Source organism: Luedemannella helvata, assembly GCF_039528415.1.
GTDB classification, from domain to species: Bacteria; Actinomycetota; Actinomycetes; order Mycobacteriales; family Micromonosporaceae; genus Luedemannella; species Luedemannella helvata.
The window spans coordinates 1-24594 of sequence record NZ_BAAALS010000037.1 but is presented as its reverse complement, the minus strand read 5'-3'; the positions used below and the strand labels follow the sequence as shown (position 1 = coordinate 24594).

General features: G+C 74.2%; 19 protein-coding genes. 7 read left to right on the top strand and 12 right to left on the bottom strand.

Features of this window, described 5'->3' with window-relative positions; translation table 11 throughout:
• Nucleotides 1–21 precede the first annotated feature (21 nt).
• The 5 genes from ABD191_RS25895 to ABD191_RS25875 form a co-directional block, all read right to left on the bottom strand.
• Nucleotides 22–3258, bottom strand: a complete 3237-nt coding sequence (locus ABD191_RS25895) for an ATP-dependent DNA helicase (protein WP_344087515.1) — start codon at nucleotides 3256–3258, stop codon at nucleotides 22–24.
• Complete coding sequence (locus ABD191_RS25890; protein ID WP_344087567.1) at nucleotides 3255–6482, bottom strand: ATP-dependent helicase; 3228 nt, start codon at nucleotides 6480–6482, stop codon at nucleotides 3255–3257. The genes ABD191_RS25895 and ABD191_RS25890 overlap by 4 nt, the downstream gene beginning before the upstream one ends.
• A 114-nt stretch (nucleotides 6483–6596) precedes the next feature.
• Nucleotides 6597–8078: a pyridoxal phosphate-dependent decarboxylase family protein gene (locus ABD191_RS25885; protein ID WP_344087512.1), complete on the bottom strand. Its 1482-nt coding sequence runs from the start codon at nucleotides 8076–8078 to the stop codon at nucleotides 6597–6599.
• Between the two features lie 42 nt (nucleotides 8079–8120).
• Nucleotides 8121–9485: an MFS transporter gene (locus ABD191_RS25880; RefSeq protein WP_344087509.1), complete on the bottom strand. Its 1365-nt coding sequence runs from the start codon at nucleotides 9483–9485 to the stop codon at nucleotides 8121–8123.
• A 9-nt stretch (nucleotides 9486–9494) separates the two neighbouring features.
• A complete protein-coding gene (locus tag ABD191_RS25875) occupies nucleotides 9495–9827 on the bottom strand; it encodes an MGMT family protein (RefSeq protein ID WP_344087506.1) in 333 nt (110 codons plus the stop codon).
• A gap of 38 nt (nucleotides 9828–9865) precedes the next feature.
• Here ABD191_RS25875 and proB point away from each other — a divergent pair, with 38 nt between their 5' ends.
• Nucleotides 9866–10990 (top strand): glutamate 5-kinase, encoded by a 1125-nt coding sequence (proB, locus tag ABD191_RS25870; RefSeq protein ID WP_344087503.1) that lies wholly within the window; start codon nucleotides 9866–9868, stop codon nucleotides 10988–10990.
• A 679-nt stretch (nucleotides 10991–11669) separates the two neighbouring features.
• The gene (locus ABD191_RS25865) at nucleotides 11670–12926 is read left to right on the top strand and encodes a glutamate-5-semialdehyde dehydrogenase (protein WP_344087500.1); all 1257 of its coding nucleotides are present in this window, start codon (nucleotides 11670–11672) and stop codon (nucleotides 12924–12926) included.
• Nucleotides 12927–12975: 49 nt separating this feature from the next.
• On the opposite strand, the gene ABD191_RS25860 is transcribed toward ABD191_RS25865, so the two are convergent.
• The 6 genes from ABD191_RS25860 to ABD191_RS25835 form a co-directional block, all read right to left on the bottom strand.
• Nucleotides 12976–13797, bottom strand: coding sequence for a prenyltransferase/squalene oxidase repeat-containing protein (locus ABD191_RS25860; RefSeq protein ID WP_344087497.1), 822 nt, complete (start codon nucleotides 13795–13797; stop codon nucleotides 12976–12978).
• 47 nt (nucleotides 13798–13844) lie between these two features.
• On the bottom strand, nucleotides 13845–15083 hold the full coding sequence (gene moeZ, locus ABD191_RS25855) for an adenylyltransferase/sulfurtransferase MoeZ (protein ID WP_344087495.1): 1239 nt from the start codon (nucleotides 15081–15083) through the stop codon (nucleotides 13845–13847).
• A gap of 69 nt (nucleotides 15084–15152) precedes the next feature.
• A complete protein-coding gene (locus ABD191_RS25850) occupies nucleotides 15153–15971 on the bottom strand; it encodes a DUF3152 domain-containing protein (protein ID WP_344087492.1) in 819 nt (272 codons plus the stop codon).
• A gap of 59 nt (nucleotides 15972–16030) precedes the next feature.
• Nucleotides 16031–16825 carry a DUF3152 domain-containing protein gene (locus tag ABD191_RS25845; protein WP_344087489.1) on the bottom strand — a complete coding sequence of 265 codons (795 nt, stop codon included), beginning with the start codon at nucleotides 16823–16825 and terminating at the stop codon, nucleotides 16031–16033.
• A 210-nt stretch (nucleotides 16826–17035) separates the two neighbouring features.
• A complete protein-coding gene (locus tag ABD191_RS25840) occupies nucleotides 17036–18136 on the bottom strand; it encodes an alpha/beta fold hydrolase (protein WP_344087485.1) in 1101 nt (366 codons plus the stop codon).
• A 24-nt stretch (nucleotides 18137–18160) separates the two neighbouring features.
• Nucleotides 18161–19705, bottom strand: a complete 1545-nt coding sequence (locus ABD191_RS25835) for a hypothetical protein (protein ID WP_344087482.1) — start codon at nucleotides 19703–19705, stop codon at nucleotides 18161–18163.
• A gap of 150 nt (nucleotides 19706–19855) precedes the next feature.
• Here ABD191_RS25835 and ABD191_RS25830 point away from each other — a divergent pair, with 150 nt between their 5' ends.
• The 4 genes from ABD191_RS25830 to ABD191_RS25815 all read left to right on the top strand — a co-directional run bounded on the left by ABD191_RS25830 (nucleotide 19856) and on the right by ABD191_RS25815 (nucleotide 23237).
• Complete coding sequence (locus ABD191_RS25830) at nucleotides 19856–20500, top strand: TetR/AcrR family transcriptional regulator (protein ID WP_344087479.1); 645 nt, start codon at nucleotides 19856–19858, stop codon at nucleotides 20498–20500.
• 67 nt (nucleotides 20501–20567) lie between these two features.
• Nucleotides 20568–20795 carry a DUF3107 domain-containing protein gene (locus tag ABD191_RS25825; protein ID WP_344087476.1) on the top strand — a complete coding sequence of 76 codons (228 nt, stop codon included), beginning with the start codon at nucleotides 20568–20570 and terminating at the stop codon, nucleotides 20793–20795.
• 375 nt (nucleotides 20796–21170) lie between these two features.
• A complete protein-coding gene (locus tag ABD191_RS25820) occupies nucleotides 21171–22856 on the top strand; it encodes a DEAD/DEAH box helicase (protein ID WP_344087473.1) in 1686 nt (561 codons plus the stop codon).
• A gap of 81 nt (nucleotides 22857–22937) precedes the next feature.
• A complete protein-coding gene (locus ABD191_RS25815; RefSeq protein ID WP_344087470.1) occupies nucleotides 22938–23237 on the top strand; it encodes a translation initiation factor 2 in 300 nt (99 codons plus the stop codon).
• Nucleotides 23238–23239: 2 nt separating this feature from the next.
• Here ABD191_RS25815 and ABD191_RS25810 read toward each other — a convergent pair whose 3' ends face one another.
• Complete coding sequence (locus ABD191_RS25810) at nucleotides 23240–23740, bottom strand: DUF2231 domain-containing protein (RefSeq protein ID WP_344087467.1); 501 nt, start codon at nucleotides 23738–23740, stop codon at nucleotides 23240–23242.
• Between the two features lie 146 nt (nucleotides 23741–23886).
• On the opposite strand from ABD191_RS25810, the gene ABD191_RS25805 reads away from it, so the two are divergent.
• Nucleotides 23887–24309: a Fur family transcriptional regulator gene (locus ABD191_RS25805; RefSeq protein ID WP_344087464.1), complete on the top strand. Its 423-nt coding sequence runs from the start codon at nucleotides 23887–23889 to the stop codon at nucleotides 24307–24309.
• Nucleotides 24310–24594: the final 285 nt, after the last annotated feature.

The window sequence follows — 24594 nt, the reverse complement described above, 5'->3', positions numbered from 1 at the left end:
CAGCGGAATGTGACCCACACGTCATGACGCGGCCTGCGGTACGGCCGTGATCAATCCGGTCAGGCCGGCCTCGTCCAGCAGGTCGACCGGGCGCACCGTGACCCCGGACGCGACATAGTGGAACGCGGCCCCGACCTGCGCCAGCGGCACGCCGGCCAGCTCGGCCCACGCCAGCCGGTAGGCGGCGAGCTGCACCGCCGCGGCGTCGGCGGCCGCGCCCGTGGGCTCGCGGCCGGTCTTCCAGTCCACGACCGTGAAGCCGCCGTCGGGCTCGGCGAACACCGCGTCCATCCGCCCGCGCACCACCACCCCGGCGACCACGGTCGCGAACGGCACCTCCACCCGCACCGGCACCCGGTCGGCCCACCCGCTGGCGAGGAACGCCTCCTGCAGGGCCAGCAGGTGCTCGTCCGGGGCGGGGTCGACATCGCCGTAGCCGGGCAGCTCGTCGAGGTCGAGCAGGGGCGCGGCGCCGAAGCGCTGTTCGAGCCACAGGTGGAACGCGGTCCCCCGGCGGGCGTACACGTCCGGGGCCTCCGGCAGCGGGCGGCGCAGCCGGCGGGCGAGCCGCTGCGGGTCGCGGCGCAGCGCGACGAGCTGCGACACGGACAGGTGCGCGGGCAGGGCCACCTCGATGACCGAGCGGCTGCGCTCGCGCTCACGTTCCGCCAACAGCAGCTGGGTCTCCAGGGCCCACCGGTCGGCCTCGGCCCGCTCGTCGGCGCTCAGCTCGATGCCGTCGAGCGGGCCGGCGGCCCGCACCAGCTCGGCCGCCTCGGCCAGCGCGGGGCGGCGGTCGCCGAGCGGGTCGACCGGCCAGGTCGCCTGGGCCTTGATGGCCATGGTCGGGTTGGGTTCGCCGTCGGGCGGGGCCGGCGCCCACGGGCCGACCAGGCCGGCGCCCTCCCGGCAGGCATGGGCCACCTCGATGAGGAACCGCGACGCGCCGCGGGGCTTCTTCACGTTCTCGCCCCACCAGTACCCGCTGCACAGCAGCAGGTGGCGGGGCCGGGTGACCGCCACGTACGCCAGGCGCCGCTCCTCGCGCTCGTGATGGGCCTCCCAGTCCTCGTCGAATCGCGTGATGGCGGCCTTCACGCCCGCGCCGTCGCTCGCGCCCGCCAGCGACAGCTCCGGCAGGCCGGACCGGTCGCCGCGCAGCGGGAACGGCAGCACGCCGATGCCGCGCAGCCAGGCGTCCGCGTTCGTGGCCGGGCCCGGGAACGCGCCCGCGCACATGCCCGCGACGGCCACGACGTCCCACTCCAGGCCCTTGGCCGCGTGCGCGGTGAGGATCTGCACGGCCCCGTCGACCACCTCCACCTCGCCGGGCGGCAGGCCGCGCTCCTCGTCCTCGGCGGCGTCCAGGTAGGCCAGGAAGGCGCTCAGCGTGGCGCCCTCGCTCTCCTCGGCGAACCGGGCCGCCACGTCGCCGAACGCGTCCAGGTGCGCCCGGGCCAGCCCGGCCGACGACGTCGCGCGGCCGTTGGTCGCCCGGGCCCGCACGGCCACCTCGACGTCCAGGCCGATCGTGTGCGCCACGTCGGCGACGAGGTCGGGCAGCGCCTGGCCGAGCCGGCGGCGCAGGGCGCGCAGTTCGTCGCGCACGCGCTGCAGGCGGGCGTACCCGGCGCTCGAATAGCCCTCGGCCGACCCCAGGTCGTCCAGCGCCTCCGCGAGGGTGGCGTCGTCGAGGCGGTCGCTGACCGGGGCGTCGTCGGTCGGCCCGCGGCGGGCGGCGGCGAGCTGGCGGGCGCGCCGGTAGAGCGCCACGACATCGCGCGGGCCGAGCCGCCACCGGGCGCCCGTGAGCAGCCGCAGCAGCGCCGCCCCGGCCGTCGGGTCGGCGAGGATGCGCAGCGTGCTGACGATGTCGCGCACCTCGGGGGTGTCCAGCAGGCCTCCCAGGCCCACCACCTCGGTGGGCAGGCCCCGGGCGCGCAGCGCCGCCTCGATCACCGGGATCTGCTTGCGGGCGCGCACCAGCACGGCGGTCGTCGGGGCGGGCGGGGCGCCGCGCCACTGCTGCCAGGCGTCGTCGATCCGGTCCGCCAGCCACTCGGCCTCGTCGAGGTACGAGTCGAGAAGTGCCGCCCGGACCCGGGGGTAGTCGTCCTCGGCCGCGGCCCGGCCGGGCGCCGCGGTCAGCTCGCGCACCCGCAGGCCGACCGCCCGCAGCGGCTCGCTCACCTCGTTGGCCACCGCGAGGATCTCCGGCGCGTTGCGCCAGCTCACCGACAGCGACGCGTGCTCCGCGGGCGCCCCGGACGCGGTCGGGAAGTCGGTCGGGAAGCGGTCGAGGGTGCCGGCGCCCGCGCCCCGCCAGCCGTAGATGGACTGGCACGGGTCGCCCACCGCGGTCACCGGATGCCCGCCGTGGAACAGGGACTTCAGGAGTACGACCTGAGCGTGCGAGGTGTCCTGGTACTCGTCGAGGAGCACCACCCGGAACCGGTCCCGTTCGACCTCGCCCACCTCGGGATGGTCGCGGGCGACCTCGGCCGCCCGGCGCAGCTGGTCGCCGAAGTCCATCGCCTCCACGGCCGCCTTGCGCTCGGCGTAGCGGCGCACCAGCGGCAGGAGCGCGAGCCGCGCCCGCTGCCGGTCCAGGACCTTCTGGGTGTCGGCGAAGACCCGGTCGGAGCCGCGCTGGTCGAACTCGGCCCGCAGCCGGCCGGTGAACCGCGCCACGTCCGCCGGCTCGCACAGGTGCTCGGCCAGCTCCCCGGCGAGCGCGAGGACGGCGGCCGTGGCGCTGGGGTGGCCGAGCATGAAGTCGCCCATGTCGCCCTCGTACTGGCGCACCACCGCGTCGGCGAGCTGCCAGCAGGCGGCCTCGCTGAGCAGCCGGGTGGACGGCTCGTACCCGCCCCGCAGCCCGTGCTCGCGCACGACCCGGGCGGCGAACGCGTGGTACGTCGAGACGGTCGGCTCCCCGGCGAGCTGCGCATCGCGGCCCAGCAGCCGGACGGCGCGGCCCAGGTAGAGCCGGATGCGGTGGGCCAGCTCGCCGGCGGCCTTGCGGGTGAAGGTGAGCCCGAGCACCTGGTCGGGGCGCACGTGCTGGTTGGCGATGAGCCACATGACGCGCAGCGCCATCAGCTCGGTCTTGCCGGAGCCGGCGCCCGCGACGACCAGCAGCGGCTCGTCGGGCGGGGCCGCGATGATGCGCTGCTGCTGCGGGCTCGTGCGGTACCGCAGGCCCAGCCGGCGGCCGAGTTCCTCCGGGGTGAACCGGGGTCCGGTCATGGCGGTCATTCGCCGGTCACCTGCCGTCCCTTGGCGTTCACCGGGCACGACGTGCGCACCGGGCAGTTGCGGCAGGAGTTGTTGACGACGGCCGTGAACGTGTTGTGCGCCATCGCCCCGGCCGCCCGGCGCACCATCGCCCGGGCCCAGCCCGGGTCGCCGGACTCGGCCAGCGGCGCCTGCGGCCGCACGGCCGCGCTCCTGCTGTCGCCGCCCAGCGACACGATCTCGGCGCCGCCGGCGACGTCGCCCTCGGGGAACGCGCCCGCCTCGACGGCCGCCTGGTAGGCCGCGAGCTGCGCGTGCTCCTGCGCCTCCTCGGCGGTCGGCGCGAGCTTGCCGGTCTTGAGGTCGATCACGACGAGCGCGCCGTCGGCGTCCATCTCCAGCCGGTCGACCCGGCCCTTCAGCTCCACCTCGGGGTCGTCGGCGAACTCGGGATCGAGGCGGGCCACGAACTCCCGCTCGATGGCGACGAGCCGGCGCGGGTTCGCGGCCAGCCACCGCAGCAGCTTGTCGACCATCAGCTCGCTGCGACGGCGTTCCCGGTCGCCCAGCCACACGGCGGCCAGTTCGATGGAGTCGAAGTGGTGGGCGACGTAGTCGCGCAGGATCTCGGGGTCGGTCGTGGCGTCCTCGGCCAGCATCGCCGCGCCGTGCAGCAGGTTGCCCACGCCCTGCCGGGACGACTCGGGGTCGCTGCCGCCGTGGCGCTCCAGCAGCCACCGCACCCCGCAGCGCAACACACTCTCCACGGTGGACGGTGAGACGCGCACGGGGGCGCCCGGCTCGCCGAGCGGGCCGTCGTCGGAGAGCTCCGGCAGGCCCCACCAGTCGTCCGGGTCGGCCCCGGGCACCCCGGCGCCGGCCAGCTCCGCCAGGCGCGCGGCCGCGGCGGCGCGCCGACCCGCGCCCGCCGCGGGGTCGGCCACGACCGTGCGCAGCTCGGCCACGAGCGCCGGCAGCGTCAGCGGGCGCGGCAGCAGGCGCACCATCGGCACGCCGGGCTCGTCGTCGGCCGTCTCGAAGCGGGCCAGCTCGTCGGCTTCGGCCTCGGCCACCGCGCCCGCCCCCGCCAGTTCGCCGAGGAACCGGCTCGGCTGCTCCTCCCCCGCCCCGGCCCCCGACGAGCTGGCGTCGACGGCCGTGACGAGCAGCGCGCGCCGGGCGCGCGTGGTGGCCACGTAGAACAGCCGCCGCTCCTCGTCGAGCAACGCGCCGACCTGCGCGGCCGCGACCCCGGCCGGGCCGGCGGCCGCGCGGCCGGCGACCTCGTCGACGAGCCGCTCGGACCCCAGCACGCTGCCGCGCAGCCGCAGGTCGGGCCAGATGCCCTCCTGCACGGCGGCGACCGCGACGACGTCCCACTCCAGGCCCTTGGCCGCGTGCGCGGTCAGCAGCCGCACGGCCTCGCCCCGGTCGGCCGTGGCGGCCAGGGTGTCGGCCGGCAGCTCCTGGTCGAGCAGGTTCGCCAGGAACGCGTCGATGCGCGCGCCCGGCAGCCGGTCGGTGAACCGGGCGGCCGCGTCGAACAGCACCATGACCGCGTCGAGGTCGCGGTCGGCGCCGGCGCCCTGCCGCCCGCCCCGGGCGCTGAGCGCCGCCCACCGGTCGGCCAGCCCGCTGGCGTGCCAGACCGCCCACAGCACGCTCTCGGCGGTCGCGTGCGGCTGCTCGGCCGCCTCCTGCGCCCGCGCCAGCAGGCCGGCGACGGCCCGCGCCGGCCGGGCCCACCGGTCCTCGACCACCGCGAGCACGGAGGGGTCCATGAGCGCGTCGATGAGCAGGTCGCCGGATGGCCGCTGGTCGCCGCCCGCGAGCGCGATCTGGCGTAGCGCCTGGCGCAGCTGGCGCTCCGTGAACGGGTCGGCCCCGCCTAGCGGCGAGTGCAGCAGCGACACGACCGCCTCCTCGTCGAGGCGGCCAGGCTCCAGCGCGCAGCGCAGCAGCAGCAGGAGCGGCGCGATGGCGGGCTGGGTGGCCAGCGCGGTGTCCTCGGCGCCCGTGGTGACCGGCACGCCGGCCTGGGTGAGGGCGCGCAGCAGCGGCGCCTGCGACAGGTGCGTCGAGCGCACGATCACGGCCATCCGCGACCACGGCACGCCGTGGTGCAGGTGCGCCTCGCGCAGCCGGTGCGCGATGAACGCGGCCTCGCTGGTCACCGACCGCAGGACGCACACCTCCACGCTCGCCGGGATCGTGCTGTCCGCGGGGACCGCGGTCAGTCTCCGGTGGGCGGCCGGCCCGCGCAGCCGGGCAGCGACGCGGCGGGTCGCGGCCACCAACTCCGCGTCGGAGCGGTAGTTGTGCCGCAGCACGAGGGTCGCCGCCTCGGCGCCGGAGGCGTGGCGGAACGTGTCCGTGAACCGGTAGACGCCCGTGGGATCGGCGCCCCGGAAGGCGAAGGTCGACGAGTCCGGGTCGGCGAACGCGACCAGGGGTACCCCGCCCGCGACCCGGGCGAGCAGCTCCAGTTGGGCCGGGTCCGTGTCGGCCAGCTCGTCGACAAACACCGCGCGGAACCGGGCGCGCTCGGCCAGCAGCAGCTCCGGCTCGTCGTCGAGCAGGTCGCCCGCGGCGCGCACCAGCTCCGCCGGGTCGTAGGCCACGCTGCCGCGCGTCGTCATGTCGCGCAGGGCCAGCACATGCCGGTACTCGCGCATGAAGCGCGCGGCGGCGAGCCAGTCGGCGCGGCGCAACCGGTGTCCCAGCGCCGCCAGGTCGTCCGCGCCCACGCCGCGTTCGGCGGCGCGCAGGATCAGGTCGCGCAGCTCGGCCGCGAACGCGCGCGTACGCACGGCCGAGCGCAGCGACGCCGGCCAGTCGATCGGATCGTCCTCGTCGCCGGCCGTGGCCAGCAGGTCGCGGATGACCGCGTCCTGCTCCGGGCCGGTGAGCAGGCGCGGCGCCGGCTCGCCCGCCAGCGCGGCCGCCTGGCGCAGCAGCCCGAACGCGTACGCCGGGAAGGTGCGCACGACAGGCTCGGCGGTGGCCCGCACCCCGCCACCGATGACGGCCTCGATGCGGTCGCGCAGCCGGTTGGCGGCGCGGCGGCCGAACGTGAGCACAAGGACCCGGTCGGGCTCGACGCCCTCGGCGACCCGGGCGGCGACCGCCTCGACGAGGGTCGTCGTCTTGCCGGTGCCGGGACCACCGACGACCAGCAGCGGGCCGTCGCGATGCACCACGGCCGCCGCCTGCTCGTCGTCGAGCACGACGGGGCCGCGAGCCATCGCCGGCCGACGGACCAGCTGGTACGTCGGCGCGGCGCCCCGGCCGCCGGAACGCCCACGCACTCCCGCCACGCTGCTATGACATCACGCGGCTACGACAGGCGCCCAGCGCGGCTACGCGGGTCGCTGCAGCAGCCCGAGGAACGCGGTCAGCAGTGCCTCACGCAGGCGGGGCGGCACCGCGTCGAGCAGCGTGTTCACGACCGCCATGCGCGCCGGCAGCGGACCGCCGTCACCGCCGAACCCCAACGAGCCGGCCAGCGCGGCGATCGCCTCGGGCGTCAGCTGCGCCGGCTCCAGGGATCCGACGGCGGACAGGACGGCCTGCGGCACCTCCGCGGGGCCGTACGCGCGGGCGGCGGCGACCGCCTCCGTGAGCGCCTGACCGAACTCCGCGACCCGGGGCGCCACGGACGCGGTGACCGTGAGGTGGATGCTGCGCGGCAGGCTCGTCAGGTCGAACTCGTCGTCGGACTGCGCGAAGCGGAACTGCGGCTGGGTGTGCCAGCCCCGCGCGGTCAGCTCGTCGGCGAGGACGAAGAGGTCGAGGTCCGGGTCGACGCTCGTGAAGACGACGACCGTCGTCTCCGGCGGGGCGACCAGCTGCAGGCCGGGCACGTCCGCCACCGCGTCGGCCAGGCCGCGCACCGCCTCGGCGGTGGCCCGCGCCAGCGCGAGATAGCCGTCGTCGCCGATGTGTCGCAGGGTCGCGTAGGCGGCCGCGATCGGCCCACCGGAGCGGGTGGAGGTGATCGTCGGGTTCACCATCGTGTACCCGGGCCAGTCGGCCCACGCGAAGTACTGCGGTGCGCGCAGGGCACCGTCGCGGTGCAGGAGCACGGACACGCCCTTGGGCGCGTACGCGTACTTGTGCAGGTCGACCGAGATGGACGTCACGCCGGGTACGGAGAAATCGAAGGGGGGCACGTCCACCCCGGCGGCCCGCAGGTACGGCAGGATCCAGCCGCCGAAGCAGGCGTCGACGTGGCAGCGCACGCCGGCCGCGGCCGCCAGTTCGGCGATCTCCTCGACCGGGTCGACGACGCCGTGGGCGTAGGACGGCGCCGAGCACGCCACGAGCACGGTGTCCGGGGTGATCGCGGCGGCCATGCCCGTAGGTGACGGTCGCAGCGTCTTCGGGTCCACGCCGACCACGTCGAGCGCGACCCGCAGGTACGACGCGGCCTTGGCGAAGGCGGCGTGCGCCGTGGCCGGGATGACGAGCCGGGGCGCGGCGATGTCGGGGTGCGCGTCCCGGGCCGCCTTGACGGCGAGGATCAGCGACTCGGTGCCGCCGCTGGTGACGTTGCCGACGGTCTCCGGCCCGCCGCCGAGCAGCCGGGCGGCCGCCCCGACGAGCGCGTTCTCGGTCGCCAGCAGCGAGGGGAAGGCCGTGGGGTCGAGGCCGTTGACGTGCGCGGACAGCGCGTACGCCGAGGCGGCCAGGTCGTCGATGCCAGACCGGCCGCTGTCGTAGACGTAGGCGAACAGCCGCCCGCCGTGGGTGGGCAGGTCACTGGCGCGCAGCGCCTCGAGTTCCGCGAGGATCGTCTCGGCGGGCACGCCCTCGGCGGGCAATGCGTTCAGTGGCGTCATCGTCACTCCCAGCACTCGACGGGCACTGGAAGTGAACCTATCTCAGGAAGCCGGTGCGGTGAGGACCTTCCGGTCGGCGCCGTCGAGCTGGTCGGCGCTCAGGTCGTACCGGCGCAGGAACAGCAGGGCCAGCCCCACGATCACGCCGGGCACCACCGTGAAGCCCAGCAGGACCCCCAGCTGCGCCATGTCGCTCTGCTGCGCCGCCTGCCCGGTGGTCGACGACCGGTACCCGAACAGCTGCAGCATGAGGCCGAAGACCTGCGGGCCGAGCGCCAGCCCGAACGTCTCCCCCGCCGTCCACACCCCCGTGAACACGCCGGCCTGCCGGCGGCCCGTACGCATCGTGTCGTACGCGATGCAGTCCGGCAGCATCGACAGCCCGAACAGCTGCTGGCCCGCGTACCCCACCCCGAGCAGCGCCACGAGCGCGTACACGGCCGCGACCGGCAGCACCGAGGACAGGCCCAGCGACAGCGTGGTCACGGTGATCATGAGCGAGGCGATCACGTACCCGCGCAGCTTGCCCAGCCGCTCGCCCACCCGCCGCCACAGCGGCATGACCAGCAGCGCCGGCGCCACCACGCCCGCGAACAGGTACGTCACGGCGTCAGGGTCGTGCAGCACGTGGTCGGCGAAGTACTGCACGCCGGCCAGCATCGCCGCCACGCCGGTCGCCTGGACGACGAAGCAGGCGACCAGGACCCGGAACGGCCGGTTGCCCGCCACCACGGCGAGCTGCGCGCGCAGCGACGGCTCGCTGCGCTCCTCCCGCCCGGCGGGCGCCCCCCGGGTGCCGAAGAACGCGCCGAGCGCCCCGAGCACGATCAGCCCCGCGACGAAGATGCCCATCGCCCGGTAGCCCGCAATACCGCCGCCGGCCGCGTCGCGCACCGCCGGGGCGACCGCGCCGGAGATCAGGATGGCGAGCGCGAGCAGCGCGACGCGCCAGGTCATCATGCGGGTGCGTTCCTCGTACCCGTCGGTCATCTCGGCGGGCATCGCCACGTACGGCACCTGGAAGAACGCGAACGCCGTCGCGGTGAGCAGGAACGTCACCGCGACCCAGGCCGCGCCCGCGCCGCCCCGGAACACCCCCGCGAAGATCAACGCGAACGTGACGGCGAGTGCGAAACCCCCACCCAGCAGGTACGGCCGCCGCGCCCCCCAGCGCGTGTGGGTGCGGTCGGACAGCCGGCCCGCGATGGGGTTCACCACCACGTCCCACGCCTTGGGCAGCAGCACGAGCAGGCCGGCCAGCCCGGCCGCGATGCCGAGCGTGTCCGTGAGGTACGGCAGGAGCAGCAGGCCCGGCACGGTGCCGAAGGCGCCGGTCGCCAGCGAGCCGGTCGCGTATCCGATCCGTACGCGCGCCGGCAGCGACGTGGCCTGAGGGGTGGTGGTCACGCCCGGATGCTAACCGCCGCCTGCGTCAGTGTCGCCCGGATGCCAGGCGTACTCGGCCATCCGCACGCGCGAACCACGAAAAACGACACCTTCCGCCGCGAGGAGGGCCCTCGCCCGGAGTTCGTGCCCGGGCGGCAGCCGGCCCCCGCCGCTGACCACCCGGTGCCACGGCACGCCGCCGCCCCACTGGGCCATGATCGTGCCGACACGGCGGGCCGAGCCCCTCTCGAAGCGGTCGTGGAGGGCGTCGGCGATCGCGCCGTAGGACATCACCCGCCCAGGTGGGATGGACTCGACGAGGGCCAGGACCGCCTCGACATACTCCTGCGGGTCATATACCACGTGGCGAAGGTACCGGGCCGCCCGTCAGAATGGACCGCGTGCACGACGGCGAGGCCAGGGATGTCATCACCTCCGCCCGACGGCTGGTGATCAAGGTCGGGTCGTCCTCCCTGACCAGCGCCGCCGGCGGGCTGGACCGCGCGCGCGTGGACGCGCTCGTCGACGCGGTCGCGGCGCTTCCCCGGGCCGGCAAGGAGGCCGTGCTGGTCTCCTCGGGGGCGATCGCCGCCGGCCTCGCGCCGCTCGGCCTGCGCGCCCGCCCACGCGACCTCGCCACCCAGCAGGCCGCCGCGAGCGTCGGCCAGGGCCTGCTCATGCGCGCCTACGCGGAGTCGTTCGCCCGCCACGACCAGGGCGTGGGCCAGGTCCTGCTCACGGTCGACGACGTGACCCGCCGCGCGCACTACCGCAACGCGTACCGGACCCTGGTGCGCCTCATCGACCTGCACACCGTGCCGATCGTCAACGAGAACGACACGGTCGCCACCCAGGAGATCCGCTTCGGCGACAACGACCGCCTCGCCGCCCTGGTCGCGGCTCTGGTGCACGCGGACGCCCTCGTCCTGCTCTCCGATGTGGACGCCCTCTACGACGGCGACCCCACCCGGGGCACCGCGGCCCGCATCGGCGAGGTGCGCGACGAATCCGACCTGGCCGGCGTCACGATCGGCCGCACGGGCCGCGCCGGGGTCGGCACCGGCGGCATGGTCACCAAGGTGGAGGCGGCCCGCATCGCCACCGGCGCCGGCATCCCGGTCGTCCTGACGTCCGCGTCACTCGCCGCCGAGGCCCTCTCCGGGTCCGCGGTCGGCACCCTCTTCCACGCCGTACGGGCCCGCCCGGCCGCGCGCCTGTTCTGGCTGGCCCACGCCACCACCCCGCGCGGGCGCCTGAGCCTCGACGACGGCGCGGTACGCGCGGTCGTGCACCGCCGGCTGTCCCTGCTCCCCGCCGGGGTGACCGGCGTCGAGGGCATCTTCACGGCCGGTGACCCCGTGGATCTGGTCGACCCGCAGGGCACCCCGGTCGCCCGCGGCCTGGTCAACTACGACGCCGCCGAGCTGCCCGGCCTGCTGGGCCGCACGACCGCGGAGCTGAGCGTGGCCCTGGGACCCGCCTACGAGAAGGAGGTCGTCCACCGCGACGACCTGGTCCTCCTGTAGCCCCGCCGACCGCCACGGAGACCCAGTCGCTCCTGAGGGGCCCTACGTACCGAATCCGGCGAGGAATTCGGTACGTAGTTGCCCTTAGCGTGGCAACCGGCCCACCGCCGTGCCTACGAGACCCGGTCGCTCTTCAAGATCACACCCTTGGGGGTGTCCCTCGGAGGTCACCCCCTCGCCCGCCAAAGTCACGACTTTGGCGAGCCCTGGAGCGCACCCCGCCCACCCGCCAAAGTCATGACTTTGGCGACGCTGCGAGCCCGCCCACCCGCCAAAGTCGTGACTTTGGTGGCGCTGGGACCCCGCCCACCCGCCAAAGTCGTGACTTTAGCGGCGCTGGGTCCCACCCACCCGCCAAAGACACGACTTTGGTGGCGCTGGGACCCCACCCACCCGCCAAAGACACGACTTTGGCGGCGCTGGGAGCCCACCCACCCACCAAAGACACGACTTTGGTGGCGCTGGGAGCCCGCCCACCCACCAAAGTCGTGACTTTGGCGACGCTGGGAGCCCGCCCACCCGCCAAAGTCATGACTTTGGCGACGCTGGGACCCCACCCACCCGCCAAAGACACGACTTTGGCGACGCCAGGGGGTCGTCCGGAGCGTGGGAAAGGGCGGCCGGGGTCGACGTGGCTCCGTGTTAGCTTTCAACGACCGGCCGTGGAGGGGAAAGACCGATGAGCGTGCGGGAACAGGGCCAGCGGGCCAGGAAGGCGGCCACGGTGCTCGCCACGGCCAGCCGGGCCACCAAGGACGCCGCCCTGCGGGCGATGGCGGACGCGCTGGTCGCCCGTACGCCGGAGATCGTCGAGGCCAACGCCGACGATGTCGCACGGGCCCGCGAAGCTGGCACCCCCGACCACATCATTGATCGTCTGCGGCTCGACGCGACGCGCGTCGCCGCCATGGCGGACGGGCTGCGCGAGGTCGCCGGCCTGCCCGACCCGGTCGGCGAGGTCGTGCGCGGCACGGTGCTGCCCAACGGGCTGGAGCTGCGGCAGCTGCGGGTGCCGCTCGGGGTGATCGGCATCATCTACGAGGCGCGGCCCAACGTGACCGCCGACGCGGCCGGGCTGTGCCTCAAGGCCGGCAACGCGGTGCTGCTGCGCGGCTCGTCGAGCGCCCGGTCGTCCAACACGGCGATCGTCGCGACGCTGCGCGACGCGGCCGAGGCCAGCGGGCTGCCGGCCGACTCGGTGCAGCTCGTCGGCGGCGAGTCGCACGAGGACGTCAAGCAGCTCATGCGGGCCCGGGGCCTGGTCGACGTGCTGATCCCGCGCGGCGGGGCGGGCCTGATCCGGTCCGTGGTCGAGGAGTCGACCGTGCCGGTGATCGAGACCGGCGTGGGCAACTGCCACGTGTACGTCGACGCGGCCGCCGACCTCGGCATGGCGCTGGAGATCCTGCTCAACGCCAAGGTCCAGCGGCCGTCGGTGTGCAACGCGGCCGAGTCGCTGCTGGTGCACAAGGACGTCGCCGACGAGTTCCTGGCCGCCGCGCTGCCGGCGCTGCGCGACGCGGGCGTCACCGTGCACGGCACGGCGGAGGTCCGGGCCGCCGGCGACAGGAGCGGCGTCGAGGTCGTCCCCGTCACGGAGGAGGACTTCGGCACGGAGTACCTGTCGCTGGACATCTCGGCCGCCGTCGTCGACTCGCTCGACGCGGCGGTGGCGCACATCCGGGAGTACGGCTCGGGGCACAGCGAGGCGATCGTCACCGGCTCCCAGCCGGCGGCCCGGCGCTTCGTGGCCGAGGTCGACGCGGCGGCCGTGCTCGTCAACGCCTCGACCCGGTTCACCGACGGCGGCCAGTTCGGCTTCGGCGCCGAGATCGGCATCTCCACCCAGAAGCTGCACGCCCGCGGGCCGATGGGCCTGCCGGAGCTGACCTCCACGAAGTACGTGGTCGTCGGCGACGGCCACGTGCGCCCCTGACGCCGGGCCCGCCGACGCTGAGGCCAATCTGCGCGGGAAAGAAACCGCGTCAGCGGATCGCGCGGATGCCCGCCAGGGTGGTGTGGACGTCGAAGGCCGGCGCGTCGTCGCTGGGCCAGGCGCCGTCCGGGCGCTGGGTCTCCTTGAGGCGCTGGCGGGCGGCCACGAGCAGCGAATCCTGATCGGACCAGCCCAGGCGGCGGAGGGCGGCCGCCATCGAGGCGACGTCCGCGGCCGACATCTCACGGACCCGCTCCGCCATGCGTACGGCGATGCGCGCCGACTCGTAGAAGTGCGCCTGCCGGTGCAGCACGGCGGCGGCCAGCCAGCCCGACACCAGGTAGCCCGGCCAGGAGCCGTTCTCCTCCACACTCGACCGGATGGCGTGCCCGGCCAGTTCGAGAACGTGGTGGAACGGCGTGGCGGCCGGGTCGAGGCCGATGCCCGGGCCCACCGCGTCGGCCGCCGCGGCCGACAGCCAGAACGCGGCGTGGGTCGTCAGGTAGAACCGCGCCTCGACGTCGCCGGGCCGGGCCCACTTGGGCGCGCTGGCGGCGAGGCTGCGGTCCTCCTCCCAGAAGCCGTCCGGGCGCTGGCGGTTGGCCAACCAGTCCAGCGCCCGTACGGCGGCCGGGCGGGTCAGCCCGCCCACATCGTCCAGCTCCGCAAGGCGGAAACAGGTGGCGTCGATCGACGCGACCTCGTCACCCCAGTGCGCGGGCCAGCCCCCTGACGGGGTCTGCCCCATCTCGAGCGAGCTGTACGCGTCCTCCTGCGGAGCGATGCCCGCGCGCAACCAGTTCATCCGCGCGCGGTCCACCGCGTCTCCGCGGGCGACCACGAACCCGATGGCGGCGTCGATGTCGACCATGGTGTGCACGCTACCCAGGTCAGGTCACGAACAGATCAGCTTTTGATCTAGTACGCGGGCAGCGATGGGTCGATCTGGCGTACCCATGCGCTCACCCCGCCCTGCACGTGCACCGCGTCCTTGAACCCGGCCGCCTTGACGGCGGCGAGCGCCTCGGCGCTGCGGATGCCCGACTTGCAGTAGAGGACCAGTTGCCGGTCCTGCGGCAGGTCGGCCAGCGCGGAGCCGTTGAGGATGTCGCCCTTGGGGATCAGCCGCGAGCCGGGGATCTTCACGATCTCGTACTCGGCGGGCTCCCGGACGTCGACCAGCTCGATCGGCTTGTCGGCCTTGAGCCACTCGTTCAGCTCGGTGACCGTGATCGTCGAGCCCACGGCGGCCTCGGCGGCCTCGTCCGAGACGGCGCCGCAGAAGTCGTCGTAGTCGATGAGCCCGGTGATGGTCGGGTTCTCGCCGCACAGCGCGCAGTTCGGGTCCTTACGAACCTTGATCTTGCGGTACGTCATGTCCAGGGCGTCGTAGACCATGAGGCCGCCGACCAGCGGCTCGCCGATGCCCGTGAGCAGCTTGATCGCCTCGGTGACCTGGATCGAGCCGATGGACGCGCACAGCACGCCCAGCACGCCGCCCTCGGCGCAGGACGGCACCATGCCGGGCGGCGGCGGCTCGGGGTAGAGGCACCGGTAGCAGGGGCCGTGCTCGGCCCAGAAGACGCTCGCCTGACCGTCGAAGCGGTAGATCGAACCCCAGACGTACGGCTTGCCGAGCAGCACGGCCGCGTCGTTGACCATGTACCGGGTGGCGAAGTTGTCCGTGCCGTCCACGATCAGGTCGTACTGGGAGAAGATCTCCATGACGTTGTCGTTGTCGAGCGACGTGTTGTGGATGATCACATTCACGTACGGGTTGATCTCGCGTACGGACGCGGCGGCCGACTCGGCCTTCGGGCGGCCGATGTCGCTCTGTCCGTGGATCACCTGACGCTGCAGGTTCGACTCGTCGACCGTGTCGAAGTCGATCACGCCGAGGGTGCCGACGCCGGCGGCGGCGAGGTACATGAGAGCCGGGGAGCCGAGGCCGCCCGCGCCCACGCAGAGGACCTTGGCGTTCTTGAGGCGCTTCTGCCCGGTCACCGCGACATCCGGGATGATCAGGTGACGCGAATAGCGGCGGACCTCATCGACAGTGAGCTCCGGCGCGGGCTCGACGAGCGGCGGCAGGGACACGGCATTGCCTCCAGCGGATGATGCGGGCACTACTCGGGACAAGACTGCGGCTGCCGTCATTGTTCCCTGACGCCCCGTATCCCGCCCGTGACGTGGACCACCGGCCCGAATCCTGGGAGGGGCACGCGGCTACACCGAGCCGGATCTGCCCGCGTAGCGCTTGCCGTCCAGGTACGGCCACTGGTTTGCCTTGCAGCCCAGCATGGCGATCGTCTGCTGCTGCATGACCGGGGCGAGCTTGCCCTTGCCGGGGCACAGTTCGTGCCCGTGACCCAGCGCGTGCCCCACCTCGTGGTTGATCGCGTACTGGCGGTAGGTGTCCAGCGAGGCGCCGTACCCGGGGATGCCGTTGATGAACCGGGCGAGGTTGATGACGACCTTGGATCCCACCCGGCACGACGTGTACCACTTCCCGTCGATCCGCACGTCCACGCCGCCGGCCAGGCAGAGGCTGCCGGTCGTGCCCGGCGTCGCGAGGTAGATCGTGAAGGTGCTGCTCTCGGACGACTTCACCCGCTGCAACCGGACGTTTCTGCCCCCGATCCAGCTGCGCTCGTCGCCGAGCGTCGTGTCGACGAGGGCCGCGAAGTCGGCCGCCTTGACCGGCACGCCCTTCTCCACCGCCACCTTGTACCGGTAGAGGGTCCCGGCGGAGCCCATCACCGGGCCGGACCCGCCCGCGTACGTGAAGGTGCCCGGCCCCCGCTCGGCGAAGGTCGGCTTGACGCTGGGGCTCGGCCTCGGGCTGGCCGACGTGGGCGCGGCGGCCGAGGTGGCCGGCGGCAACGGGCTGGCCTCCGTGGTGGCGACGGCCGCGCCGCCGCCCCGGTGGCCGCGCAGGTCGAACGCGACATACCCGTAGCCGGCCGCCGCCACGAGGACGATCACGAGCCCCAGGACCAGCAGGATCACGGGGCCGCGAGGAGCGGCGGAGGTACGGGTCGGCACACCGGCCAGCTTGGCATGCCTGTTCGGCGTGCGCCTACCTGGCCCCGGAGCCTCACCCGTCAGGGAATCGCGGGCCCGGCGTACCGCTTGCCGTCCACGTACGGCCAGGCGTTGGCCACACAGCCTTTGAGGCCCAGGGTCTGCTGCTGCATCACGGGCGCCGTGCGGCCCTTGGCCGGGCAGCCCTCGTGGCCGTGGCCGAGCTGGTGACCGACCTCGTGGTTGATCGCGTACGCCTGGTAGTCCTCGAGCGGGGCGCCGTAGTCCGGCACGGCCGTGAGCCAGCGGGCCAGATTGATGACGACCTTGCCGCTGCCGAGCCGGCACGACGTGTACTTCTCGGTGTAGAGACCGTCCTCGCGGCACATCTTCTCGGAGGTCGTCGGCGAGGCGAGGTACACGGTGAAGTCCGTGCCACTGGTGCCCTTCGGTACGCGCTGCAGCCGCACGTTCCTGCCGGCGATCCAGCTGCGCGGGTCGCCGAGGATCGCCTCCACGCGGGCCGCGAACTGGGGGACGGAGGCGCCCATGCCCTTCTCCACGGCCACCGTGAAGGTGCGCAGCTTGCCCTTGGCGCCGAGGACCTTCCCCTTGCCGGCCGCGTACCCGAACGTGCCGGACCCCTTGGTCGGCACCTTCGGCGCGGCCGCGGGCGTCTGGTTCGGTGCCGAGGAGGCCTGCGGCTCCCGCGGGGGCTCGCTCGCCAGGCTGGCCGTCGTGGCCGGGCCCGGCTCGTCGGCGCCCGGCCGCAGCACGCCGTAGCCCACCAGACCGCCGGCGACGGCCAGGATCACCACGAGGAGCACCCGCCGGTTGCGGCGGCGCCGCTTCGTGCGCTCCAGCCGTACGGACATCCGTGGCGTCACCGGGTTCGGGACCGGGCGGGCGGGGCGCCCCTCGCCGGTGCCCGGGCGTCGGCCCCCGGGCGCCGGGCGCGGGCCCGGCCGGGGCGAGGGTCCGGCAGGCTCCCACGGCGGCGCCGAAGGTCCCGACCGGGGCCCGGGAACGCCAGGTCGGGACGTGGATCGAGCGGGAGAGGATCCAGATCGGGAGGGCATCGAGAACTAGGGTGCCATACCCGGCAGATTCCGGCCCGGCGAAAGGCGCCACGGCCGGCCCCACACGCGGCGGGCCCGGGCGGTGGCGGCCGAGACCACCCCGGCGCTGACCCACCGGCCGGCGCTGACGGCGCCGACGCCCACCGGGCCGCCCGCGGCCGTCGCCGGCTCGTCGAGCAGGCCGCGCACCGCGCGGGCGACCGTACGGGGCACCTCCATCTGCGCGACGTGGCCCACCTTGTCGAGAACGAGCAGTCGGCTGTCCGGGATCACGCGTGCGACCTGCGGCGACACCCGTACGTCGACCAGCCGGTCCTGGCGGCCCGTGATCACCAGCGTCGGGGCGGTGATCCGGGTCGCGATCCGCCACATCGACGCCTCGCCGGGCAGGTACGCCCGCACGAAGCTGCCCACCAGCCCGCGCAGCGTGCGCAGGTACGCGTCGTAGTACCAGGGCAGGTCGTAGCGGACGCGCACCTCCTCGACGGCCTCCAGCCAGCGCTGCTCCGGCATCGCGGCCGGGTCGGCGTAGCACGCCTCGACGACCTGCCGGACCAACTCGTCCGGGGACACCCCGGCGAGCCGGCGGGCGGCCAGCCGGTCGGCGCGCGGCAGCACCAGCAGCGGCAGCAGGCGCCCGTGCACGGAGCGACGCGGGTCCAGGAAGGGCATCGCGGGCGAGATCAACGTGAGCGTACGAACGAGGTCAGGCCGCAGGCCCGCGACCCGCACGCAGATGGCCCCGCCGAGCGAGTTGCCGAACAGGTGCACCGGCCCGCGCCCCGAGTGCTCGATCCACCGGATCACCCGGTTGGCCAGGGCGGCCACCGTGTACGAGTCCGTGGGGTCGCTGCGGCCGAACCCGGGCAGGTCGATGGCCTCCCCGTCGACGCGGTCGGCGAGCAGATGAGCCAGGTCGGTCCAGTTCAGCGAGGAGCCACCGAGCCCGTGCACGTACAGCGCGGGCGGGGCGTCGGGGACGGTCGCGGGCGTGCGGCGCACGTACACGCCCTGGCCGTCGACGACCTCGCGCCGCCCGGGCCAGGGGGCCGTCACGCCCGTCATGGCCGGCAGGGTCTCCTCGGGAACCATCACCGCGCGTCTCATCGGTCAATTGTGCCCGAGGACGGCTCAGCTCAGGAGTGCGTCCAGCCGCCGGTTGAGCGCGGAGAGGGTGGCGCGCACGACAGCCTGGCGCGGATCGCCGGCCACGATGGACGAGCCGGCCAACTGCTCGACCCAGCCCTCGCAGACGAGCAGGAGCACCACCAGGGCGACCTCGCAGCCGGCGAACGGCACGAGCGCCACGTGCTCGATGAAGATCCGCCCGCGTGGCTGTCCGGTGCTGTCGTCGAGCAGCAACTCGTCGACCGCGCTGCCGGCCGCCGCCGCCGCGAGGCGCAGCACGTACCCGTCCACGGCCGGGCCGCGCGCCGTGCCGGTGGCCCGGCCGTGCGGCTTCACGGTGAGGCGCACCTCGACGGTGGCCTCCATGCCGAGGGTGGTGACCTGCACGTGGTCGAGCACGACCCGGGGGCCCCGGGCCCGGCCGTCCGCGGGACGCAGCGGGCGCGGGGCGTGCTGCTCGCTCCGACCGGACGGCACGGTCGCGCTGCCGCTCGCCACGGTGCGCATTCCCGGCGAGGGCCGGTCGGGCGAGTGCCGGTCGGGCGAGGGGCGATCGGGCGCCTCGCGGGGGCGGACGGGCTCGGTCCAGGGGCGCTCCGGCTCCGCCCGGGGGGACGCCGGCTCGGTCCACGGCCGCCCGTCGGCGGGCGGCCGGAGGGCTGCCGGCGACGCCCCGTTCGCCCCGTACCCGGCCGGGGTGACCGGGGCCGCGGCGGACGCGCCGAAGCCGGCCGGCGTCACGGGCGCCGGGCGCGCGGGCGGCTGCCGGTTGTCGGGAACCGTACGGATCTGGTTGGGTTCGGCGGCCAGGCCCATGCGGTCCTTGAGCAGGCGGGCCACCTCGCGGCTGACCCGGCCGGCGTCCGCGCCCTCGGCCAGGTCGAGCCTCAGGCTGTGCACGCCGCCGGGGTTCCAGCGCAACTGGGCGTCGCGGACGCCGCGCACCGACCGCACGGCGGCCAGCACGGCGGCCACGTCGAAGCCGTCGACCGTGTCGACGCGCGCGTGGGACGCGTCCGTGCGCAGGTAGTCCGCGATGCGCGACAGCTCGCCGCTGGCGTGTACGGGCGCCGACGCGGGGTCGACGAGCGGGTCGGTGGCCGACAGCGGCACCTCGGGCACGTCCGGCTCGCTGGGCACCCGCTGCGGCAGCTCCTTCTCGCCGACAGTCGCGGCGGGCGGGGCCGGCGGGGCCGGGGCGGCCGGCTCAACGGGCGGACGCTGCTGGGGGACGGCCTCGGCGCCGTGCGTTCCGGCGTACTCCCCGGGGTTTGTCGTGTGGCGGCCGTTGGTGCCGTTGACCGTGGGGTTCGGCGACGTCCCCGCCTCGGCCCAGGGACGCACCTCGATGGGCCGCCACGTGCGCACCGTGCCGCCGGACCAGGTCGACATCGTCGCGTCGCGAGCGGCCAGGGCGAGGTCGTGATCAGGTCGGGGTGGGCGCCGCTCGGCCAGCACACCGCCATTCGCGACGGGGCGTCGCGCGTCCCCGATGCCCGGGCCGGGTGTTGCCGATGACGCCCACTCGGTGCGTCCCGTTTCCTCCACCGTGCGCTCCTCGATCGCGTGCCGTAAGGCTACCGTGTGCATGTAGACATCGCTGCCGCACAAATCGGCGCACTCTGCACGTTGACGCGAGAAAACGCGACCACGACGCGACCATGGGGGTCGTGACCACGAGGCGACCAGGAGGTGCGCATGCCCGCGGCGAGCGGAACGCACACGGCGGGACGGCCACTGCGACTGCCGCGCTCGGCCCGGCGCAAGCAGTTGCTCGAGGCCGCGCAGGAGGTGTTCGTCGCCCAGGGTTACCACGCCGCGGCGATGGACGACATCGCCGAGCGCGCGGGCGTCTCCAAACCGGTGCTCTACCAGCACTTTCCCGGCAAGCTGGAGCTGTATCTGGCACTGCTGGACACGCACTCGGACGCCATCGTCGCCAAGGTCCGCGAGGCGATGGCGGCCACGACGGACAACAAGCAGCGCGTCGAGGGCGCCATGCGGGCGTACTTCGAGTTCGTCGATCACGAGAGCGAAGCCTTCCGGCTGGTCTTCGAGTCCGACCTGGTCAACGACCCGGCCGTCCGCGAGCGGGTGGAGCGGGTGGAGCGCGGCTGCGTCGAGGCGATCACCGAGACGATCATGGTGGACACGGGCGTGAGCCGGGACTTCGCCGAACTGCTGGCGTCGGGCCTGTGCGGCGCGGCGGAGACCGCCGCGCGGTTCTGGCTCGCCGGCGGCCGGCGCGTACCCAAGGACGAGGCCGAGCAGCTCATCGCCGCCCTGTCCTGGCGGGGTATCGCGAGCTTCCCGATCACCGGCCGGGACGGCGGGCCGGCATAACCGGGCGCATCGGCTAGCCTTGCCGCGCGGACACCCGCACCATCTGACGATCACGAGGAGGACGACCGTGGAGGTCAAGATCGGCGTGCAGTTCGCCGCGCGCGAGCTGGTCGTGGAGAGCGCCCAGTCGCCGGCCGACGTCGCCAAGGCGGTCTCCAAGGCGCTCGCTGACGACGACGGCATCCTTGAGCTGGTCGACGAGAAGGGCCGACGGGTGATCGTGCCGGTCGCCAAGCTCGCGTACGTGGAGATCGCGGAGACGACGGCCCGCCCGGTCGGCTTCACCGCTACCTGATCTTCCACCCCGGCGCCACGCCGGGACTGTTTCCCGGTCGCGGACCGGCGGTGACATACGCCGGTCCGCGTTCCCCACTCGCCATAGATCATGGCAATCAGGACGAATTCCTGCTGTCCGTGGTCATATTTGCCACAGCGGCGGATACCCACGCCCGGCCTGTTAACCGTTACCATGGGGTACGTTGCCGCGGACGCCTGGTCACCGAGCCTTGATGACCATCAACGCGTCCGCGCCGCGCGTGTAAGGCCCGCGACCCTCCCGGTCGCGTGCGGCCCGCGCCGAAAACCGAGCGCCCCCTGCGATTGTGGAGCGCTCCCGATGTGAGAGCCGCCGGCGACCACCGGCGCAGACAGCAGGGACACCCCCACACACATGAGTCTCGAAACGACCAACACCGAAACTTCCATCCCGGTTCGCTCCGACGCCCCCACCTTCGCCGAACTCGGCGTCCGCACCGAAACGGTCGAGGCGCTGGAGCGCGTCGGCATCACCCGCGCCTTCGCCATCCAGGAGTACGCGGTCCCGATCGCCATGCGCGGCGTGGACCTCATCGGCCAGGCGCCCACCGGCACCGGCAAGACCCTCGGCTTCGGCATCCCGCTCCTGGAGCGGCTCACCTCGCCCGCGGAGGGCGCTGACGGCCGCGCGCAGGCCCTCGTCGTCGTCCCGACCCGCGAGCTGGGCCTTCAGGTCGCCCGCGACATCGAGGCCGCCGGGCGCACCCGGGGCATCCGGGTCCTGCCCGTGTACGGCGGCGTGGCGTACGAGCCGCAGGTCGAGGCGCTGCAGAAGGGCGTCGAGATCATCGTCGGCACTCCCGGCCGGCTGCTCGACCTCGCCCGGCCCGCCAAGAAGGGCGCGGCGGCGCACCTTCGCCTGGACGGCGTACGGGCCCTCGTCCTCGACGAGGCCGACCGCATGCTCGACCTGGGCTTCCTCGACGACGTCGAGAAGATCCTGTCGATGCTGCCCGAGGACCGGCAGACGATGCTGTTCTCGGCCACCATGCCCGACCCGATCGTCACGCTGTCGCGGCGCTTCCTGCGCCAGCCGATGACGATCAACGCGGAGCGCTCGGCCGAGCAGCCGGGCCTGTCACCGCAGACCCTGCAGGTCGTCTACCGCACCCACCCGCTCAACAAGGTCGAGGTGGTCTCGCGGATCCTGCAGGCCAAGGACCGCGGCCTCACCATGATCTTCACCCGCACCAAGCGGGCCGCCGACCGGGTCACCGAGGACCTCGACTTCCGCGGCTTCGCGGTCGCCGCCGTCCACGGCGACCTCGGCCAGGGCGCCCGCGAGCGCGCGCTGCGGGCCTTCCGCACCGGCAAGATCGACGTACTCGTCGCCACCGACGTGGCCGCCCGCGGCCTGGACGTCACCGGCGTCACCCACGTCATCAACTACGACTGCCCGGAAGACTCCGAGTCGTACGTGCACCGCATCGGCCGCACCGGCCGCGCCGGGGCCACCGGCGTCGCGGTGACCTTCGTCGACTGGGAGGACCTGCCGCGCTGGCAGCTCATCGAGAAGACGCTCGGCCTGGAGCTCAGCGGCCCGGACGGCCCGCTGGAGACGTACCACACGTCGCCGCACCTCTTCACCGACCTGGACATCCCCGAGGGCCTCAGCGGCACGCTGCCCACCGCCTCCCGCACGCGGGTGGGGCTGGGCGCCGAGGTCGAGGAGGACCTGGGCGGCACCAGCCGGCGCGCGCCGCGTGCCGGCAAGGAAAGCGGCCGCGGCCCGCGCCGGAGCGGCCGGACGGGTGGCCGCTCGGGCGGCGCCGACCGCGCCCCGGTCGCGGACGCTGAGGCGCCCGCCGAGGCGCGCGAGCCCCGGCAGCGCCGCCGGCGCCGCGCCGGCGCCGTGGTCAAGGGCGAGGCCGGCGAGGTCACGACGACCGCGACCGAACCGGCGGTCACCTTCTCCGACGCCACCGCCGGTGCGCCGGACACCGAGCGCGGCGACCGGCCCGCCCGGCGCCGCCGCCGCGGTGGCCGTGGCCGCCGGGGCAGCTCCGCCGCCGAGACGCCGACCACCGGCGACGACGCCTGACCGATCCGACACGACCGCCGCCGCGACACCGCCCGGTGTCACGGCGGCGGTGTGCGTCGCGGCTCCGGTAGCGTGCCCGGTGTGCAGCCCGACGACGCGTACTGGCGGCGCCCCGCCGAGGAGGGCGACCCGCAGCGGCCGGCCGCCGACGCCGACCGGCCGACCTACACCGGGCCGCCGCCGAGCAACCCGCCGCCCACCGGCTGGCGCCCCGAGCACATCACGCAGCCGCCCCCGCCGAGGTCGCTGCCGCCGCAGGACCACGACCGCATCGACACGGCGGAAGCCCGGGCGAAAGGCCTGACGCTCGGCGTCGCGATCCTCGCAGGCGCCGTCCTGATTGTCCTCGTCTGCGTGCTGTGCGCCCGGTTCCTGTTCTAGATCTAGAGTCCGCTCCAGACCATCTTGGCGCCCGTGTCGCCCGTCTTGAAGACGTAGTAGCCGGTCGCCGCGCCCACCCCGACAATCGCGACGGCGAGCACCAACGAGATCACCTTGCCGCCCGCAGCCGGTGCGGCGTCCGTGCCGGTCACCGTGGGCGGGGCCGTCCGGCGCGCGAGCGCCACCATCGCGATCATGAGTACGCCCAGGGCGAGCGAGAACCAGAGGGTGAGCCCGGCGAAGTCCGCGTGCTCCCGCACGGCCGTCAGGTCGGTCATCCCCCCTCGGACCAGCCGCGCCTCCAGCGCCTCGCCGGACTCCTTGGCGAAGAACGCCGCCGCCGGGCCGACCACCGCCAGCGCGAGCGTGGCCCACCAGACGTGCTTGCGCGTGAACGGCAGCACGGCGTACGCGATGCCCGCGAGCACCTGCAGCGGAATGAAGATCACGGCGCCGTGTACGAGCAAGGGGTGGGCCGGTATGCCGGAAATCTCGTCAAACATGACGCCTCCCTCATCGAGCCGGTCGCGGACAGGGTACGGCGAGGACCGGTCATCCGCGCACACGTATGCCAGAAGCAGTCCGTTCAAGACGCCTACCACCTGCGCGATGTTGTCAGTCCGACGACATGCGTGCTCTTATGGATGAGATGTCCCCGCTGGAAACGCTCCTTCGCTCCCGCGGCCTGCGTGTCACGCGGCCGCGGGTCGCCGTGCTCGAGGTGCTGTCCCAGGGGGGCCACCTGGAGGTCGACGAGATCGCCACCCAGGTGCGCGGTCGCCTGGAGTCGGTCTCCACCCAGGCCGTCTACGACGTGCTCGGCGCCCTGTCCCGGGCCGGCCTGGCCCGCCGCATCGAGCCCGCGGGCAGCCCGGCCCGCTACGAGAGCCGCGTCAACGACAACCACCACCACGTGGTGTGCCGCGGCTGCGGCGAGATCGCCGACGTCGACTGCGCGGTCGGCGAGGCACCCTGCCTCGACCCGTCCTCGGCGAGCGGCTTCGTGATCGACGAAGCGGAAGTTACGTTCTGGGGCCTCTGCCCCACCTGCCAACTCCGCTCAACGGACTGACCCCTCGCGGCCATCCGCGCACGCCACCACACGCGCTCCGCGACACACGCCCCGGCCATGACCACCGGCGCCGCACCGGCCACTCCCGCCCGCTGCCGTGCCAGGTGCCCCGCGCCCGCGCCTGCGCCTGCGCCTGCGCCCCGCCCCCCCCCCCCCGCGTGCGCGTGCGCCCGCGCCCGCCCGGTGCCCCCGGCAAAGTGCGCACCTTGGCTGTTACAGGGGCCCTCGTAGCCGCCAAAGTGATGCTCCTATGGTTTGTCAACGGTGAGGGCGTGGTGGATTTCG